16 protein-coding genes and 1 other RNA gene are annotated in these 17,784 nt (G+C 37.8%); 10 read left to right on the top strand and 7 right to left on the bottom strand.

From position 1 onward, the window contains the following. Positions 1-2: 2 nt before the first annotated feature. The 4 genes from JEP40_RS14345 to zapA all read right to left on the bottom strand — a co-directional run bounded on the left by JEP40_RS14345 (position 3) and on the right by zapA (position 3,575). Positions 3-2,063, bottom strand: a complete 2,061-nt coding sequence (locus JEP40_RS14345) for a peptidase domain-containing ABC transporter (RefSeq protein ID WP_198624077.1) — start codon at positions 2,061-2,063, stop codon at positions 3-5. A 122-nt stretch (positions 2,064-2,185) separates the two neighbouring features. Then, positions 2,186-2,779, bottom strand: a complete 594-nt coding sequence (locus JEP40_RS14340; RefSeq protein WP_198624076.1) for a 5-formyltetrahydrofolate cyclo-ligase — start codon at positions 2,777-2,779, stop codon at positions 2,186-2,188. A 172-nt stretch (positions 2,780-2,951) separates the two neighbouring features. Next, positions 2,952-3,135, bottom strand: a non-coding RNA gene (gene ssrS, locus JEP40_RS14335) — 6S RNA. A gap of 110 nt (positions 3,136-3,245) precedes the next feature. Next, the gene (zapA, locus tag JEP40_RS14330) at positions 3,246-3,575 is read right to left on the bottom strand and encodes a cell division protein ZapA (RefSeq protein ID WP_036934918.1); all 330 of its coding nucleotides are present in this window, start codon (positions 3,573-3,575) and stop codon (positions 3,246-3,248) included. A gap of 176 nt (positions 3,576-3,751) precedes the next feature. Between zapA and JEP40_RS14325 the strand changes: the two genes are divergently transcribed. The 7 genes from JEP40_RS14325 (at position 3,752) to gcvP (ending at position 13,086) form a co-directional block, all read left to right on the top strand. After that, positions 3,752-4,330, top strand: coding sequence for a YecA family protein (locus JEP40_RS14325; RefSeq protein WP_198624075.1), 579 nt, complete (start codon positions 3,752-3,754; stop codon positions 4,328-4,330). A gap of 51 nt (positions 4,331-4,381) precedes the next feature. Next, complete coding sequence (pepP, locus tag JEP40_RS14320; protein ID WP_198624074.1) at positions 4,382-5,692, top strand: Xaa-Pro aminopeptidase; 1,311 nt, start codon at positions 4,382-4,384, stop codon at positions 5,690-5,692. Between the two features lie 13 nt (positions 5,693-5,705). Then, on the top strand, positions 5,706-6,878 hold the full coding sequence (ubiH, locus tag JEP40_RS14315) for a 2-octaprenyl-6-methoxyphenyl hydroxylase (protein WP_198624073.1): 1,173 nt from the start codon (positions 5,706-5,708) through the stop codon (positions 6,876-6,878). Between the two features lie 29 nt (positions 6,879-6,907). Further along, the gene (gene ubiI, locus JEP40_RS14310; RefSeq protein WP_198624072.1) at positions 6,908-8,143 is read left to right on the top strand and encodes an FAD-dependent 2-octaprenylphenol hydroxylase; all 1,236 of its coding nucleotides are present in this window, start codon (positions 6,908-6,910) and stop codon (positions 8,141-8,143) included. A gap of 415 nt (positions 8,144-8,558) precedes the next feature. Next, positions 8,559-9,653 carry a glycine cleavage system aminomethyltransferase GcvT gene (gene gcvT / locus JEP40_RS14305; protein WP_198624071.1) on the top strand — a complete coding sequence of 365 codons (1,095 nt, stop codon included), beginning with the start codon at positions 8,559-8,561 and terminating at the stop codon, positions 9,651-9,653. A 34-nt stretch (positions 9,654-9,687) separates the two neighbouring features. Then, positions 9,688-10,080 (top strand): glycine cleavage system protein GcvH, encoded by a 393-nt coding sequence (gene gcvH / locus JEP40_RS14300; protein ID WP_198624070.1) that lies wholly within the window; start codon positions 9,688-9,690, stop codon positions 10,078-10,080. Between the two features lie 129 nt (positions 10,081-10,209). Then, on the top strand, positions 10,210-13,086 hold the full coding sequence (gcvP, locus tag JEP40_RS14295) for an aminomethyl-transferring glycine dehydrogenase (RefSeq protein WP_198624069.1): 2,877 nt from the start codon (positions 10,210-10,212) through the stop codon (positions 13,084-13,086). A 67-nt stretch (positions 13,087-13,153) separates the two neighbouring features. On the opposite strand, the gene JEP40_RS14290 is transcribed toward gcvP, so the two are convergent. Both JEP40_RS14290 and ygfZ read right to left on the bottom strand, forming a co-directional pair. Continuing rightward, positions 13,154-13,756 (bottom strand): HD domain-containing protein, encoded by a 603-nt coding sequence (locus JEP40_RS14290; RefSeq protein ID WP_198624068.1) that lies wholly within the window; start codon positions 13,754-13,756, stop codon positions 13,154-13,156. 27 nt (positions 13,757-13,783) lie between these two features. Beyond that, positions 13,784-14,770 carry a tRNA-modifying protein YgfZ gene (ygfZ, locus tag JEP40_RS14285; RefSeq protein ID WP_198624067.1) on the bottom strand — a complete coding sequence of 329 codons (987 nt, stop codon included), beginning with the start codon at positions 14,768-14,770 and terminating at the stop codon, positions 13,784-13,786. A gap of 264 nt (positions 14,771-15,034) precedes the next feature. Here ygfZ and sdhE point away from each other — a divergent pair, with 264 nt between their 5' ends. Both sdhE and JEP40_RS14275 read left to right on the top strand, forming a co-directional pair. After that, entirely contained in the window at positions 15,035-15,310 is a 276-nt protein-coding gene (gene sdhE / locus JEP40_RS14280) for an FAD assembly factor SdhE (RefSeq protein ID WP_036938885.1), read from the top strand. Between the two features lie 458 nt (positions 15,311-15,768). Continuing rightward, positions 15,769-16,176, top strand: coding sequence for a protein YgfX (locus JEP40_RS14275; RefSeq protein WP_198624066.1), 408 nt, complete (start codon positions 15,769-15,771; stop codon positions 16,174-16,176). Positions 16,177-16,192: 16 nt separating this feature from the next. Here JEP40_RS14275 and fldB read toward each other — a convergent pair whose 3' ends face one another. After that, a complete protein-coding gene (gene fldB / locus JEP40_RS14270) occupies positions 16,193-16,711 on the bottom strand; it encodes a flavodoxin FldB (protein ID WP_198624065.1) in 519 nt (172 codons plus the stop codon). A 108-nt stretch (positions 16,712-16,819) separates the two neighbouring features. Here fldB and xerD point away from each other — a divergent pair, with 108 nt between their 5' ends. Next, positions 16,820-17,758, top strand: a complete 939-nt coding sequence (xerD, locus tag JEP40_RS14265) for a site-specific tyrosine recombinase XerD (protein WP_198624064.1) — start codon at positions 16,820-16,822, stop codon at positions 17,756-17,758. The last annotated feature ends 26 nt before the right edge of the window (positions 17,759-17,784 follow it).

Here is a 17,784-nt window from a genome sequence, read left to right as displayed (position 1 = left end):
GCTCAACATCCTTGTTGAATTTGCCAAAGTTTTTTGTAATCACCGTTATTTTTAATTAAAGCGTCGTGTTTTCCTTCCTCCACAATTTGCCCCTCATTTAATACAATAATACGATGACAATTTCGTATTGTTGAAAGACGATGGGCAATGATAATTACGGTTTTATTTTGTGTGATAAGTGGAAGATTATTTTGAATAATTGCTTGAGAATCATCATCTAAAGCGCTGGTGGCTTCATCAAAGATCAAAATTTTAGGTGAAGTTAATAAGGCTCTAGCAATAGCAATACGTTGACGTTGCCCTCCTGATAAAGAGGTTCCCCCCTCTGTGATCAAGGTGTCATATCCCAATGGTAATTTTAAAATAAACTCATGTGCGCCTGCGATTTTTGCAACATCAATAACTTCTTCTAAAGAAGCTTGTGGGTGCATCAGTTTAATATTGTCAAAAATCGTTAAGTGAAATAAAAAATTTTCTTGTAGTACAAAGCCAATTTGTTGGCGTACACACTTTAAATGAAGTTGTGACAGTGGAATATTATCAAATTTTATACAGCCTGATTGTGGTGTATAAAGACCAGAAATCAGACGTGCTAAGGTACTTTTTCCCGAACCGGATGTTCCCACAATACCAATAACTTCATGTTTTTTTATCTGTAATGAAATATTGCGTAAAATAGACGGCGTATTATTTTGATAACAGAAACTTACGTTATCAAACGTAATTTCACCTTGAAGTTTGGTGTTTGATCCTGTGGTATTTAGCTCAGTAGGCAGGTTAAGAATATCTTGTAAATTATAAATGGCTGTTTTTGTTCTGATATATTTACCCCAAACATCAATAGCTACAGCTAAAGGTTGTAGGCAATATCCTAGTAGCATAATAAAGGCAATCAATTGACCAATTGTCATTGAGTGTGAAATAACTTCATAAGCACCTAGCCATAATAGTAATGCAGTTGTTGTTTTATTGATAAATAGCACAATAAAGCGAGAGAGTGAGTCTATACTCTGGAGTGTTAAATTTTCACAGGTAAGCTGATGAATTTGTGTATGCCACTGTTGTGTAAATCGAGGCTCCAGAGAAAGGCTTTTAATGGTTTCGATGCCACTTAAATTTTCGGTAAGAAATGCTGTATTGGTAGCTATTTTTTGATAAAGCTGTTGAACGGCTAATTCTATTTTCGGGGCAAGCAATTTGGCTAAAATAAAATAAAGAGGAATGGTTACTATAAAAAATAATGTTAACTTTATCGATAAAATTGCCATAACAAAGATAAATATAAAGATAAAAGAAAAATCGATAAATAACATTAATAATGTATTGGTGATAAAGTCTCTAATAATATCTAATTCTTTTACTCGCGTTACAATGATCCCTGTTTGTCGAGACTTAAAGTAACCTATGGGTAATTTTAATAAATGATTAGCCATTTTTAAACTTAAGCCAATATCAATTTTATTTGCGGTATGATGATACATATATTCTCTAATGCCTTTCAATATCCCTTCTGAGATGGCAATAAAGATCAATCCAATCACTAATACATTAAGTGTTGATGATGCTTGATTTATAATTACTTTGTCCATAATAATTTGTGTAACTAAAGGGCTAGCTAAAGATAATAATTGTAATACTAATGAATAGAATAAAATACGATAAAAAATAGCTTTGTATCGTATAAACATAGGAAAGAACCAACTGATGTCAAAATGGTATTGTGCCTTAAAATCAAGATAGTAAGCATGTTTTATACTTATTTTAATAATTTTATCTCTATTAACTATCGCTGTTTTATGAGTTTGATAATTATAAATAAGAAAATCATTTTCACTTTGTTTTAATAATATAAATAAGTGTTCATTTTTATCGTAAAAAATAATTTTATGATTAAGTTGTTTTTTAAATATAATTGATGGTTTTATTTCTTTTAATTTAAACCTATATTCTTTTTCTAAATATTTTATAGTGTGGTTGTTTTTTATTTCTATTTCTTTGTTTTTAGTTAGGTTGATAATAATATTAATGCATTTTATAAGATGAATATCTTTTTCATTCTTCATTTAAATAAAAACACCTTTAGATTGATTGTGAATATAAAAAGGTATTTAAAGTTTTTTCTAAAATAAAAAATATAAAAAAACACAGATAATATTCGGTGTTTTAAAATGAGTTATTCAGAATATTAAAAATGCCATATTTTTTCTGGAGTGATGATTTCAGGTAATGGAACATCCCAATTTGCAATGGGGAGATGTTCAACTTGTTGGCAAGTATGAGCAAGCCCTATTGGATAAAATGATTTTTGTTGCCAGTTTTCTAGCGTTCTATCGTAAAAACCACCTCCCATACCTAATCGTTGGCCTTGGGCATCAAAAGCCACTAAGGGTGTAAAAATAATATCAATGTCATATGGAGGAATAACTGCATTCACATTTAAAGGTGGTTCTGAAATTGCAAAGCGATTTTTCACTAAAACAGTGGTTGGTGTATAACGCAAAAAGAGAAGATGGTAGCGATGAAAAGGGTGCAAAACGGGTAAACAAATCTGTTTCTTCATTGCCCATAATTGTGAAATCAAAGGTAATGTATCAATTTCACCATCAAAAGAGAGAAATAAGGCAAGGGTGTGTGCGTGTTGGACTTTGGGATGACTGAGAACACGTTCACATAATTGATGAGCTGCTTGTTGCTGCTGTTGTGATGTGAGTAAACGTCGTTTTTGGCGAATTGCTTTACGTATTTCATCTCTTTGTTGAAACAGTAACGTCTGAGTCATTCATCAATCCATCAATAAGTAGTTGGCATTAAGTGGGAATTATCATTTTAGTCAATTTATCACACTTTAGAGGTAAGAATGCGAGGAAGTTGAAGAATTCAGGAATTAGAGGCATAAAAAAAGTTCTAAATATTAAGTATTTATAAAATACCTAGTATTCAGAACTTTAGTAGAGGTCTCCAAGATGCCGCCGTAGGCTGTAACCCTTGAACCCATGGTCCAAGGTGAACATAGTGTTGTTACCATTAGGCTGCCTGAACGAATCAGGTATGCTCACAAGTAACAGATCACCACGTTCTATGTGTTTCGAATATCGGCTCAGGGGACTGGCCCACTGGCAAACATCTCAGAGAAATTTGGTGGATGCTGTTAAGCACCTTATCTATGAACTATTGTATTATTTTAATTGTAGAAAGCAACCTATTATCTGTGAATTTCGTGGCGTACGCATGCTTTCTGAACAAATCTACTTCGCAGTTGAAAAAGTGCGATCATGATGCTTGCCTTGATCGTGTAAAGCTTGTTCAATAGATTGTTGCAGCATTTTTATCTTCTCTTCCATGTTGTAGGCATAATCTCTAGTTTTTAACTTTTCTTCTGCCAACTCATGACTCATATTTAATGCCACGATAAAAATTAAGTGCTCTGTATTGGAAACACCACTGCGTTCTTTGAGATCTTGTAATCGTTGTTCAAGTTCAGCAGCAGAAGCCAGTAAAGCATCTTTTTGTTCTGGTGGGCAATTGACACGTAATGAGCGCCCAAAAATTTGAAGTTCAACGGGTTGTGCGGACATGATTCCTTCCTGACATAAAATCTGTGCTACGTGTTGAGTAGTGTATACGGTTATAGCGCTGTATTAAACGCTATTACTACAAAAATTCCAATGATTAACATGGCTTAACTGGTACAGCGACTTCTATTGATGGTAGCATATCTTGAACTATTCCCCTAAATGCGACGTTTATTCTTATGTCAAAACAAAACACATTACCAAATTATCAATCTATCGATGCTTTATTACAGCAGCATACTGTGCCTTTAACGGCGGCTGAAATGCACGGATTGATTACAGGATTTATTTGTGGCGCTGTGCGCGATAGCAGTTGGAAAACCTTATTGCATGATTTAACCAATGAAGGTTTAGCTTTTCCTAAAACGTTATCAGACCCACTCGAAGAGCTTTATCATATTACTTACGAACAACTTGATGACAGTGTATTTAACTTCTCGATGTTAGTTCCTGACGAATCTGAATCCATTTTTCCAAGAGCAGATGCCCTTGCTGGGTGGGTTAATCACTTTCTTTTAGGTTTGGGGGTTGCACAACCTAAGTTATCTGAACATAAAGAGTTGACTGAAGTTATCACCGATTTGCGTAATATTGGTGCGCTAGGTTATGAAGAAGATGAAAACCAAGAAGAACTTGAGGATGCGTTAGAAGAAGTCAGCGAATATGTGAAAGTGTCTGTTCAACTTTGTTATATTACTTTTGTCGCACCAAAAGACAAAGGAAATAGTGAACAAAATGAGCAACGTATACTACATTAATGGCATCATTCATTAGATAATCATAAAGATAAACGAAAGACAGGAGTGGGTATGAATAAGCAAGAATTTTTATCCCGTCGTCAGGCATTATTAGCTCAAATGAAGCCAGCGAGTGCAGCTATCTTTTTTGCCGCACCACCAGCGCAACGTAATGCTGATAGTGAGTATCCTTATCGCCAGCATAGTGATTTCCTTTATCTAACGGGTTTCAGTGAGCCTGAAGCGATCCTTGTGCTGATTAAGAGTGATGAAACACATAACCATAGTGTGCTCTTTAATCGTGTAAGAGATTTAACGGCTGAAATCTGGTTTGGTCGTCGCCTTGGGCAAGAAGCCGCGCCTGAAAAATTAGGTGTTGATAAGGCACTTCCTTATGAAGATGTTGGTGAGCAACTTTACCAATTATTAAACGGGTTAGATGTTGTTTATCATGCTCAGGGCGAGTATGCGTTTGCTGATGAAATCGTTTTTAATGCATTAGAAACCTTAAGAAAAGGTTCTCGTCGGAATTTAAAAGCGCCTCAAACTATTATTGATTGGCGTCCTATCGTTCATGAGCAACGTTTATTTAAATCTGATTTTGAACTTGAATTACTGCGTAAGGCGGGAAAAATTACAGCGTTAGCACATACACGAGCGATGCAAAAATGTCAGCCAGGTATGTATGAATATCAGCTTCAAGGTGAGATAGAACATGAGTTCGTTTCTCACGGTGCCCGTTTTCCTTCTTATAACAGTATTGTAGGTAGTGGTGATAATGGTTGTATTCTTCACTATACCGAGAATGAAACCAAAATGCGTGATGGGGATTTAGTACTCATTGATGCAGGTTGTGAATATGAAGGCTATGCCGGTGATATCACTCGTACTTTCCCTGTTAATGGTAAATTTAGCCGTCAACAACGTGAAATTTATGACATTGTCTTAAAATCTATTAATGTGTCTTTAGAATTGTACAAACCTGGTACAAGCATCAAAGAAGTCACAGAGCATGTCGTGTATATCATGGTTGAAGGACTGGTTAAACTGGGCATTATGCACGGTGAAATCGAACATCTTATTGAAACAAAAGCCTATCAGCGTTTCTTTATGCATAGCCTAAGCCACTGGTTAGGCCTTGATGTTCATGATGTTGGACATTATGGAACAGATCGTGACCGTATTTTAGAGCCAGGCATGGTACTGACTATCGAACCGGGGCTATATATCGCACCAGATGCTGATGTACCACTAGAGTATCGCGGTATCGGTATTCGTATTGAAGATGACATTGTTATTACTGAAACGGGTAATGAGAACTTAACGGCATCTGTTGTTAAAGATCCTGATGAAATTGAAGCTCTGATGGCAGGAAAAATTTAAGGCTAAAATCAGTATGAATGTGATTATTGTGGGTGGTGGAATGGCAGGTGCAACATTAGCACTAGCACTTTCCGCATTAAACAAAGGCAATATTTCAATTTCGTTAATTGAAGCAAGAGAGCCTGATAATGGGCACCCTGGATTTGATGCAAGAGCGATTGCATTAGCCCATGGAACAGCAAAGCGGTTATCACAAATTGGGCTTTGGTCAATATTAAAACCTTTTGTTACCCCCATTAATCACGTTCATGTCTCAGATAGAGGCCATTGTGGTTTTGTTAATATTCATGCGCAAGACTATGATATATCTGCACTTGGTTATGTAATTGAGTTGCATGACGCAGGACGACAACTCTTTGCCAAGCTAAAAAAGCAATCTAATATCACGCTTTATTGCCCCGCTAAAGTTGAACAAGTTCAGCGTAATGTAGATTGTGTTGAGGTAACGCTCGATAATGGTACGCAATTAACAGGTGATTTACTGATTGCGGCAGACGGTACAAACTCGCCTATAGGCCACCAATGCCATATTCAATGGCAACGTGAGCCTTATCATCAAGTCGCTGTAATTGCTAATGTCAAAACAGAAATAGACCCAGAGGGAAAAGCCTTTGAGCGTTTTACTGAATTTGGCCCATTAGCAATGCTACCGATGAGTGAAGGGCGTAGCTCATTAGTGTGGTGTCATCCGATTGAGAGATGGGATGAAATTTCACAGTGGGATGATGAAACAACTATCGCGCATTTACAACGTGACTTTGGCTGGCGTTTAGGAAAAATCGAACATATCGGTAAACGAAATAGCTATCCTTTAGCACTACAAAAAGCCAACCAAATTATTAGTCACCGTTTAGCCTTAGTAGGCAATGCATCACAAACACTCCATCCTATTGCAGGACAAGGTTTTAACCTTGGTTTACGTGATGTGATGACGTTGGCAAATACGCTTACTCAAGCGATTAACACCAATAAAGATATTGGTAGTTATCGAGTACTCTCTCAATACCAGCAACTTCGCCAGCAAGACAGAGAAAAAACCATTTCTATTACAGATGGGTTGGTGAAAGTGTTTGCTAATCATTGTTTTCCTCTTATTATTTCCCGTAATTTAGGGTTAATGACGATGGAATTAGTGCCTACACTTCGTAACAAATTAGCACACCAAACATTAGGTTGGACAAACTGAGCATAATTGCTTTTTAGGATACTTTTATTATGAAATCATTTGATGTTGTTATTGCTGGTGGTGGAATGGTTGGGCTTGCATTAGCCAGCGGATTACACGGGTGTGGATTACGTATAGCGATAATAGAAAATCACCCAGTAACGAAACATTTTCACCCGCAAGATGATTTTTCATTACGGGTATCCGCTATTAATACAGCCAGTGAGATGTTACTGAAAAAATTAGGTGTTTGGGAAAACTTAAATGCTTTACGAGCAACGCCTTACCAAGGTATGGAAGTCTGGGATCAGGATAGTTTTGGTCGTATTGAATTTTCGGCACAAAAAGAAGGATTCAGCCATTTAGGTTCTATTATTGAAAATAATCTTATCCGAGAAGTGCTTTGGCAAAAATGTGAAAGCCACAGTGATATAACCTTCTATTCATCGACACAAATTGAACGTATTGTTTGGGGTGAAAATGATGCGTTTATTACTCTTAATGATGGTGAAATGTTGACGGCAAGATTAGTTGTCGGAGCCGATGGCGCTAATTCATGGTTACGTAAACATGCTGATATTCCGCTGACTTTTTGGGATTATGAACATCATGCATTAGTCGCTACTATTCGTACTGAACAACCTCATGACAATGTTGCTCGCCAAGTTTTTCATGGTGAAGGTATTTTGGCATTTCTACCCCTTTCTGATCCCCATACTTGCTCTATTGTTTGGTCTTTACCAAGCCATCTTGCTGAACGCTACAAAAATGCAGATAAAATCCTATTTGAGCGCACATTAGGTGTGACATTTGATATGCGTTTGGGGCAATGTGAATTAATCAGTGATCGGATGACAATACCGCTAACTGGTCGCTATGCACGCCAATTTGCAGCTCCTCGCTTAGCGTTATTAGGTGATGCGGCACATACTATCCATCCTTTAGCTGGACAAGGTGTTAACCTTGGTTTTATGGATGTTGCAGAGTTAATTGGTGAGATCCGTCGCTTAAAAGCAGAAGGTAAAGATTTTGGTGAATATCTCTATTTGAGACGATTTGAGCGTCGTCGCAAACACGCAGCAGCCGTGATGTTAGCGAGTATGCAGGGATTTCGTGAACTTTTTGCTGGTAACAATCCTGTCAAAAAATGGGTTCGAGATATCGGTCTTTCGTTAGCAGATAGTTTACCGGGCGTAAAACCGAAGTTACTTGAACAAGCAATGGGGCTTTCTGATTTACCTGAATGGTTAAGTGATAAAAATTTCACTTCAGTTGAAAAAATCTAATTCCTCTCTTATTTCACATTACTTTTATTTATATCTGACTGAAGAAATAGAACTAAAAAAATCTATTTTTTCAGTCTATTCTTTGCACTAACTCCTTTTTTATAGGAATTCCTCGCTAAAAATGAGCGCTGATACGCATAATTGCAATCATTAGTTCTGCATACTCATATCTCTCTATTATGATTGAAAGACACAATACCCTATTTTAACTTATGGTTTATTTTTTCTGACAATGCTAAGTTCAAGAGGATGGTATCGTTTGCGTTGTACGTTAATTGCTCGTATTTGTTAAATTAATGTTTAAAAATAAACTTAAACTCGTGATTAATACGCTGATTTCTAATCAAGTTTAATTTTATATTTAACAAATTGCGTTCTCTGAAATAATCTAAAGTAAAAGTAGAAAGAGGGAAGAATGGCAAAACAGACTCCGTTGTATGATGAGCATGTAGCCTGCGGTGCTCGTATGGTCGATTTTCATGGTTGGATGATGCCACTGCATTATGGCTCTCAAATAGATGAACATCACAATGTACGCCGTGATGCTGGTATGTTTGATGTTTCTCATATGACTATTGTTGACTTACATGGCTCGCAAGTTAAAGATTTCCTACGTTATTTATTAGCGAATGATATCGCTAAACTCACCGAAAAAGGTAAGGCGCTTTATACCGGTATGCTTAATGCATCAGGCGGTGTAATTGATGATCTTATCGTCTATTACTTTGATGATTCTTTCTACCGCCTTGTGGTGAACTCCGCTACTCGTGAAAAAGATCTGGCATGGATTGAGCAACATGTTTCAGATTACGTGGTTGATATTACTGTTCGTGATGACTTGGCATTGATCGCTGTTCAAGGCCCTCACGCACAAGAAAAGGTTCAACGTTTATTAACTGAACAGCAACGTCAAGTTGTTTCAGCAATGAAGCCTTTTTATGGCGTAGAGATTGATGACTTGTTTATCGCAACAACAGGCTATACCGGTGAAGCGGGTTATGAAATTGCGATGCCAAAAGACCAAGCTGTCGATTTCTGGAAAAAATTATTAGCGGTGGGGGTTAAACCTGCCGGATTAGGTGCAAGAGATACATTACGCTTAGAAGCTGGAATGAATCTTTATAGCCAAGAGATGGATGAAACTATTAATCCGCTCGAAGCTAATATGGGATGGACGATCGCATGGTTACCTGAAGATCGTCAATTTATTGGTCGAGAAGCATTAGAAAAATTACGCGCAACAGGCACAGATAAACTTGTCGGCCTTGTTATGCGAGAGAAAGGTGTGCTACGTGCAGGTACTGCCGTACACTTTACTGATGATTTGGGTGAATTAAGAGAAGGTGTGATTACAAGTGGTTCTTTCTCACCCACATTAGGCTTTAGTATTGCATTAGCAAGAGTTCCTGCAGGTATTAAAGATAGCGCAATTGTATTAATGCGTAATCGTGAAATGCCAGTAGAAGTTGTTAAACCTGGTTTCGTTCGCTCAGGTAAAGCATTGGTATAACACGCACAATTATTTTAAATGGAGAGTAAGGTCAATGAGTCAAATACCTAGTGAATTAAAATACGCGCAATCTCATGAGTGGATCCGTTCTGAAGGCAATGGAGAATACACAATCGGTATTACTGAGCATGCACAGGAACTGTTAGGTGACATGGTGTTTGTTGATTTACCTGATGTGGGTAGAGAAGTGACTGTTGGTGATGATTGTGCTGTTGCTGAATCTGTAAAGGCGGCGTCTGATATTTACGCACCATTATCGGGTGAGATTATCGCAGTAAATGAAGAGTTAGATGGTTCTCCAGAGCTGGTAAACAGCGCACCTTACGGAGAAGGTTGGTTATTTCGCATTAAAGCAAATAATGAAAGCGAATTAGATGACCTACTTGATGCCGCGGGTTATCAAGAACTGGTAGATAGCGAAGAATAAAACTAAGCGCCCCGTCAAACCATGCGGGGCGTTTTTGTTTATTAGCTTGTTATTTTATCGCTATCACTACGTTTTTTAAGCCATGGCTATTACCTATCCATTCATCGTGAATTCAGGAAATTACTTGCAATGACACAGACTTTAAATCAGTTAGAATATCGTGATGAATTTATTCGTCGCCATATTGGTTCATCACCAGAACAGATTAAAGAGATGCTCAGTGCTGTTGGCGTCTCCTCATTAAATGAATTAACCCAAAAAATTGTTCCAGATAATATCCAATTAGATACTCCACCAAATGTGGGGGCAGGAGCAACAGAGCAAGAAGCCTTGGCTGAACTTAAAGCCATCGCCAGCCAAAATAAGCGTTTTACCTCTTATATTGGTATGGGGTATGCGCCTTCTGTATTACCTCCGGTGATTTTGCGTAATTTATTAGAAAATCCGGGTTGGTATACCGCTTATACACCGTATCAGCCAGAAGTGTCTCAAGGTCGTCTTGAATCACTACTGAATTTCCAGCAAGTCACTATTGATTACACGGGAATGGATCTTGCTTCTGCGTCTTTACTCGATGAAGCAACGGCAGCTGCTGAAGCAATGGCGATGGCAAAACGTGTAAGCAAACTAAAAAATGCAGATCGTTTCTTTGTCGCTGATGATATTCATCCTCAAACTTTAGATGTAGTAAAAACCCGCGCAGATACCTTTGGTTTTGAAGTGATCGTTGATAAAGCGGAAAAGGTATTAGAGCTTGAAGGTGTTTTTGGTGTGCTATTACAACAAGTAGGCACAACAGGTGAAGTTCATGATTACAGTAAGTTATTGGCTGAACTGAAAGAACGCAAAATCATTACTAGTGTTGCTGCCGATTTAATGGCGCTGGTGGTATTAACAGCGCCGGGTCATCAAGGCGCTGATATCGTATTAGGTTCAGCACAACGTTTTGGTGTACCGATGGGATATGGTGGCCCTCATGCGGCATTTTTTGCTTGTCGTGATGAATATAAACGTGCAATGCCGGGTCGTATCATTGGTGTGTCTCGTGATGCCGCTGGTAATCGTGCCTTACGTATGGCAATGCAAACGCGAGAACAGCATATTCGCCGTGAAAAAGCCAACTCCAATATTTGTACATCTCAAGTTTTACTTGCCAACATTGCTGCTATGTATGCGGTTTATCATGGGCCAGAAGGGTTAAAAACCATCGCTCAACGTATTCATCGTTTAACTGATATTTTGGCTGTGGGTTTACAGCAAAATGGCATGACGTTACGTCATCAAACTTGGTTTGATACCTTAACGGTTGAAACAGCGGATAAAGCTGCTGTATTACAACGTGCAAAAGATGCTGAAATTAATTTGCGCACTGATATTGCCGGCGCTGTTGGTGTCACATTAAGTGAAATTACAACGCGTGAAGATGTATCAAAGCTTATTGAGATCATTAGTGGTAAAGCATTAGTGGGTGATATTGATACACTTGATAAACAAGTCGCTTCATCTTCAGCATCTATTCCCGCGTCTATGCGACGTAAAGACACTGTGTTAACACATGAAAACTTTCATCATTATCACAGTGAAACTGAAATGATGCGTTATATGCATCGCTTAGAAAATAAAGACTTAGCTTTAAATCAAGCAATGATCCCATTAGGCTCATGTACGATGAAACTAAATGCGGCTGCTGAAATGATCCCAATTACATGGCCTGAGTTTACAGAGCTACATCCATTCTGCCCAGCCTATCAAGCGAAAGGCTATCAGGTGATGATTGGGCAATTGGCTAATTGGCTTGCTGCATTAACCGGTTATGATGCAATGTGTATGCAACCAAACTCTGGAGCACAAGGGGAATATGCGGGTCTATTAGCAATCCGTCGTTATCACCAAAGTCGTGGTGAAAATGCACGACATATCTGTTTAATTCCAAGCTCTGCACACGGTACAAACCCAGCGTCTGCACATATGGCAGGCATGACTGTGGTGGTAGTTGGCTGTGATGATAATGGCAACATTGATATTGTAGACTTAAAAGCTAAAGCAGAAAAACATCAAGCTGAACTTTCTTGTGTGATGGTAACATATCCATCAACACATGGTGTTTACGAAGAAGGTATTCGGGAAGTTTGCGAGATCATTCATCAATATGGCGGACAAGTTTATCTTGATGGTGCCAATATGAATGCGCAAGTAGGAATAACTACACCAGGCTTTATTGGCTCTGATGTTTCTCACTTAAACTTACATAAAACCTTCTGTATCCCTCATGGTGGTGGTGGTCCAGGTATGGGACCTATTGGTGTGAAATCACACTTAGCGCCGTTTGTACCGGGACATTCTGTTGTTGAAATGGAAAATGTCACCACACAAGGTGCCGTTTCTGCGGCTCAGTTCGGTAGTGCTTCAATATTACCAATTAGTTGGATGTATATTCGTATGATGGGGGCACAAGGGCTTAAACAAGCAAGCCAAGTGGCAATCTTAAATGCGAACTATATTGCACAACGCTTGAAAAATGATTATGACATTCTTTATGCTGGCGCTGATGGTTATGTCGCACATGAATGTATTATCGATATTCGCCCATTAAAAGCGAATTACGGTATCAGTGAAATGGATGTAGCTAAGCGTTTAATTGACTATGGATTCCATGCTCCAACTATGTCATTCCCTGTTGCAGGTACATTGATGATTGAGCCGACAGAATCAGAAAGTAAAGTGGAAATTGACCGCTTTATTGAAGCTCTGCTTTCTATTCGTGCTGAAATTGCACAGGTAGATAAAGGCGTATGGCCAATTGATGACAATCCATTAGTTAATGCACCTCATACACAATATGAATTAGTGCAAGAGTGGTCACACAGTTATAGCCGAGAATGTGCTGTATTCCCAAGTGAAGCAACGAAACAAAGCAAATATTGGCCAGCAGTTAAACGTCTTGATGATGTGTATGGCGACCGTCATTTACATTGTTCATGTGCGCCAATTAGTGATTACGAATAAGCTTTAATCTAACAATATTCCTAAATTAAATACCGATGGTTAAGTTAGCCATCGGTATTTTTTGTTGCTACTTCAACCAGCCTTTTTTCTGCGCCTCTAATAATTGAGGGTAGAGATACTGCCAAAATTCTGGCCACTGTTTTTCAATAAACAGATTGCGCGCTAACACTTGTTCTAAGCGGATATTATTTTCCACCCAACTCTGACCTTCATTATGTAAGTTCATCAGCATTGGCATGGCGCGATCAAGAATGTTAGCAAACTGAGATTCAGGTGTTTCAGCTGCATCATATTCCAGCCATAAATTGAGGAAATATTCACTTTGTGGGGATGGTAATAAAGCAAAAATACGTTTAGCAGCTTTTTGCTCATGTTCTTTGATAGCTTCACGAGCAACAACGTCATACACCATAACGTCACCAGCGTCGATCTCAACGATATCGTGGACTAAAGCTAATTGAATAGCACGCCCCATATCAATGTCGCCGGCATAAGGTTGAAAGCTCATTGCTGCAACTGCAAAATGCCAGCTATGTTCTGCCGTATTTTCAGAACGGCTATTGTCTAAGACATTATTTTTACGATAAACACGTTTAAGTTTATCTAATTCCATAATGAAATTAATAGTCTCTGAAAAGGGGCCAAAAGCCCCATTAGGTTGTTGTGTCATAAAAATCCATTCTGATTTAAATAAGCGTTACTCTTCTTCTAAAGAGTAAGGAAGAGGTTTAATGGATAAGCGACTGATGTTATCGCCTTGGACACGAAATACGCTGTCAGCTTCCATGTCGTTATTCATGATAACTTCTACAAGAATAGTATTGTCTGCCATACGTACAGCACTTAATACAGTGCCTGTTTTACGCCATTTATCTTCACCCAGCTGCCACTCAATGCTACCGCCAATTTCTGGCAATTCAGTACCACCGCCCGATAACAGATACATAGCACGTTTATTGGCACCTCTGAATTTCGCGCGAGAAACCATTTCTTGCCCAGTATAACAGCCTTTTTTAAAGCAGATACTTAATGGCAATGCTTGTAGATTTGTTGCTTGAGGCAAAAACTGTTCGATATTTGGGGTATCAATAATAGGGTATCCAGCTTCAATATCTAAAGCTAACCATTGTTCACTATCACTTATTTGTGCTTTTAATGTTGTGGCTAGATTTTTTGCTGTTTCTTCGTCAGTGACAATTAAGAAACGCTCAGTAGGTAAAGGTAGTTGAAGAATATAAGTATTGTCGTGATTAATGACTTCATTCGCTTTGCGAGGAATATTAGGGAAATAGTCAGCTAAAGCCTGAGCTGCGCCTTGTCCTGCTAATCCTAATAATACGGCTTGTGTATTTTCAGTTAAGGTTATTTTTGAAAATACTGCATATTTTTTTAATTCAGTCAGTTGTTTTTGTGCGACATTCTTACGCAAAATATAAGCAAACCCGTCTTGCATACGGAAAAAGCGTAATGTGCTCCACATTTTTCCTTTTGCTTCACAGTGAGCTGATAACGTATGCGTAGTTGCAGGAAGTGCTGTAATATCGGTAGTTAATTGGCCTTGTAGATATTTTTCACTGTCAGCACCGGTTGCTGTTATCAGTGACCATTCATCTAAAGAAATCAGTGTTAACGGTAAATTGATTGCCGCATTAGGGCGTTTAGCCTGAGTCGAATTTTGAGTCATGATGTCACCAGCGATTAATTTAATCAGATACATCAGTTATGGTAAAAGAGTCACAAGACAATGCAAGTCATTATTATTTATAACGCACAGAAAATGAACCTGGCAAATGACTAATAAATGTGTGTTCAATATGGTGTCTATGAGACGAAACCTGCAAACTGTGATCATTTTGATGTTAAAAATTTCGTGATAAGACTATCATCGAAGATAGGAAGAAATCGTAGTATTTCTTGATTTGAACAATGTAAAGAGCAGAGTATGACTATCGATATAGAGAATAAAGCACGAATTAACTGGGCATGTCGCCGTGGAATGCGCGAGCTGGATATTTCTATCATGCCTTTTTTCGAAAATGAGTACGATACGTTATCTGATAACGATAAAGCGCTTTTTGTTCGTTTACTCGAATGTGCAGATCCTGATTTATTTAACTGGTTAATGAACCATGGTCGTCCTGACGATGAATCGCTCTATTATATGGTGAAGTTAATTCAAGAGCGTAATCGGGCGAGAATGGCAGAGATCGTTGATAAATATTAATAAAAAAAACGTATAAAATCAGCGATAGGTTAAATAATAATTTTGTTGATTATAAATGACGCTTTTATTATCTAATAAAGGCGTTTTTTATTTTTATATAAAAATAAAATCACGTTCTAAAATTTGATGAAATAAAGAACAGGTTTGCGATAAAAATGCGTGTTATCTCTATAAATTAGCGTTTAAATGATCATTTTTCACGATTATCTTCTGAGTATTTAATAAATCAGGTATGCTTATTTTATTAAAATAGTAATTAAAAAAGAATAAAGATTACGTATTTACTATTAAATTGTGTTTTTTTGATTAAGTATAAAACAGTCAAAAATAATAAAAAATTAAATCTAAAAGGTAAGGTAAACTATTTACAGGATTAAAAAAGAAGTTACATTATAAATAGGTTATTCTTTAACGTTATTTATATCGGTATAGAACTAAAGCGGGAGTTTATATAACTCGTGATCTTATGGAAATCGCATCTTACAGTGTCATGGTTTACACAACTCTTTTCAACTGCAATTTATGTTGCTTTTGAAATAGGGTTATTGCTATATCCATGGCCCCCTGATTTTATTTATATTTGGGTGCCTTTGTTGCTACTTTTGATCGGAAGCTGGTATTTTACGCAAAAAAACATTAGTCGAATCAAAGGTGATTTTGCTTTACTGAACGGCAATCGAGTGCAATGGAAACTTCATGAGTGGCAAATAACAAAGCGTCCTTGGATTAGTCGATTTGGTACTCGAATAACGCTGACCTCTATTTTGAATAAAAAACAAATCACGTTGTGGGTCGCTTTTGATAGTATGACTGAAAATGAATGGCGTAATTTTTCGCAATTATTAATGCAATACCCAGATATTTAATCTCTGGGCATTATATTTATAAGTTTTCTTCTATCTCACGTAAAATTTGCATACACCATTGTGATAAACGTTCATCAGTTTCTTCAAATTGATTAACGTCATCTAATGCAAGACCAACAAAATGCTTACCATCATCTGACAACGGTTTTGGACTGACAAACTCATATCCATCAACAGGCCAGAACCCAATAAATTTAACGCCACTTGGCAATAAATGATGGTAAAGCATACCTAGTGCATCAAGAAACCATTCGCTGTAATCAATTTGGTCGCCCATTCCATACATCGCAATAAGTTTATTTTTTAACTTTAATGTTGGCAATGTTTCCCAAATATTGAGCCAATCTTCTTGGATCTCGCCAAAATCCCAAGTGGGAATACCTAAAATAAGAATGTCATATTGCTCCATAAGCGTGATATCACACTCTTGAACATTATGGAGATCAACGAACTCTTCACCGAGAATATCACGAATTTTTTCTGCTGCCATTTCGGTGTAACAGGTGCTAGAACCGTAAAATAGACCAATTTTCATAAAGATTTTTAGGATATTTTTGCCAATAAAGGTCACTATTGTATCAGAAAAAAAGTTTTATAAGGCATAATGTAAAGGCAATAAACTAAAGAGCAGGAGAGTAAGACTGTGTCAAAAACCAAATTATCGACAAAAAAAACAACGCAGACTCATAAAGATACAGATATTATTATTGAGCAATTTCTCGACAATATTTGGTTAGAGCAAGGATTATCGGCTAATACACTCAGTTCTTATCGTTTAGATTTACAAGCATTAGGCCAGTGGCTTATACATCATCAATTGGATTGGTTATCTGTGACTACCTTGGATTTACAATCCTTTCTCGCGACGCGTCTTGATGAAGGATATAAAGCCAGTAGTGCTGCTCGCTTGCTCAGTACAATGCGTCGATTATTTCAATATCTTTATCGTGAAAAATTACGCTTAGATGATCCTAGTGCATTACTCTCAACCCCAAAACTGCCGAAACGCTTACCTAAAGACTTAAGTGAACGGCAAGTGGATGATTTACTCAATGCGCCTTGTATTGATGAGCCATTAGAATTACGCGATAAAGCAATGCTTGAAGTGCTTTATGCCTGTGGGCTTCGTGTTTCTGAATTGGTCGGATTATCTCTTTCTGATATCAGTTTACGGCAAGGTGTATTAAGAGTGATCGGTAAGGGCGATAAAGAACGATTAGTTCCTTTAGGGGAAGAGGCTGTTTACTGGTTAGAACAATATCTGCAATATGGAAGGCCCGCGTTAATGCAAGGAAAAACAGACGATATCGTTTTTCCTAGCCTAAGAGGGCAGAAAATGACACGACAAACTTTCTGGCATCGGATAAAACATTATGCTGTGATTGCTGGAATTGATACTGAAAAGTTATCACCCCATGTGTTGCGCCATGCATTTGCAACACATCTTTTAAATCATGGAGCAGACTTGCGTGTTGTACAGATGTTATTGGGGCACAGTGACCTCTCTACAACACAGATTTATACCCATGTTGCCACAGAGCGCTTGAAAGTGCTTCATCAGCAACATCATCCAAGGGGATAGCCACCAACAGGCTGGCATTAAATAGG

It is taken from the genome of Proteus vulgaris, assembly GCF_016239305.1.
GTDB lineage: Bacteria > Pseudomonadota > Gammaproteobacteria > Enterobacterales > Enterobacteriaceae > Proteus > Proteus vulgaris_C.
Note: the sequence above shows the minus strand (reverse complement) of the source record. Positions and strands in the feature narration are given on the sequence as shown.

Coding starts and splice junctions, on each gene's coding strand:
- pepP (WP_198624074.1), top strand. CDS start 4,382: ATGAATAAGCAAGAATTTTTATCCCGTCGTCAGGCATTATTAGCTCAA.
- JEP40_RS14325 (WP_198624075.1), top strand. CDS start 3,752: ATGTCAAAACAAAACACATTACCAAATTATCAATCTATCGATGCTTTA.
- fldB (WP_198624065.1), bottom strand. CDS start 16,711: ATGAAAATTGGTCTATTTTACGGTTCTAGCACCTGTTACACCGAAATG.
- JEP40_RS14340 (WP_198624076.1), bottom strand. CDS start 2,779: ATGACTCAGACGTTACTGTTTCAACAAAGAGATGAAATACGTAAAGCA.
- JEP40_RS14345 (WP_198624077.1), bottom strand. CDS start 2,063: ATGAAGAATGAAAAAGATATTCATCTTATAAAATGCATTAATATTATT.
- ubiH (WP_198624073.1), top strand. CDS start 5,706: ATGAATGTGATTATTGTGGGTGGTGGAATGGCAGGTGCAACATTAGCA.
- zapA (WP_036934918.1), bottom strand. CDS start 3,575: ATGTCCGCACAACCCGTTGAACTTCAAATTTTTGGGCGCTCATTACGT.
- gcvP (WP_198624069.1), top strand. CDS start 10,210: ATGACACAGACTTTAAATCAGTTAGAATATCGTGATGAATTTATTCGT.
- JEP40_RS14290 (WP_198624068.1), bottom strand. CDS start 13,756: ATGACACAACAACCTAATGGGGCTTTTGGCCCCTTTTCAGAGACTATT.
- gcvT (WP_198624071.1), top strand. CDS start 8,559: ATGGCAAAACAGACTCCGTTGTATGATGAGCATGTAGCCTGCGGTGCT.
- gcvH (WP_198624070.1), top strand. CDS start 9,688: ATGAGTCAAATACCTAGTGAATTAAAATACGCGCAATCTCATGAGTGG.
- ygfZ (WP_198624067.1), bottom strand. CDS start 14,770: ATGACTCAAAATTCGACTCAGGCTAAACGCCCTAATGCGGCAATCAAT.
- ubiI (WP_198624072.1), top strand. CDS start 6,908: ATGAAATCATTTGATGTTGTTATTGCTGGTGGTGGAATGGTTGGGCTT.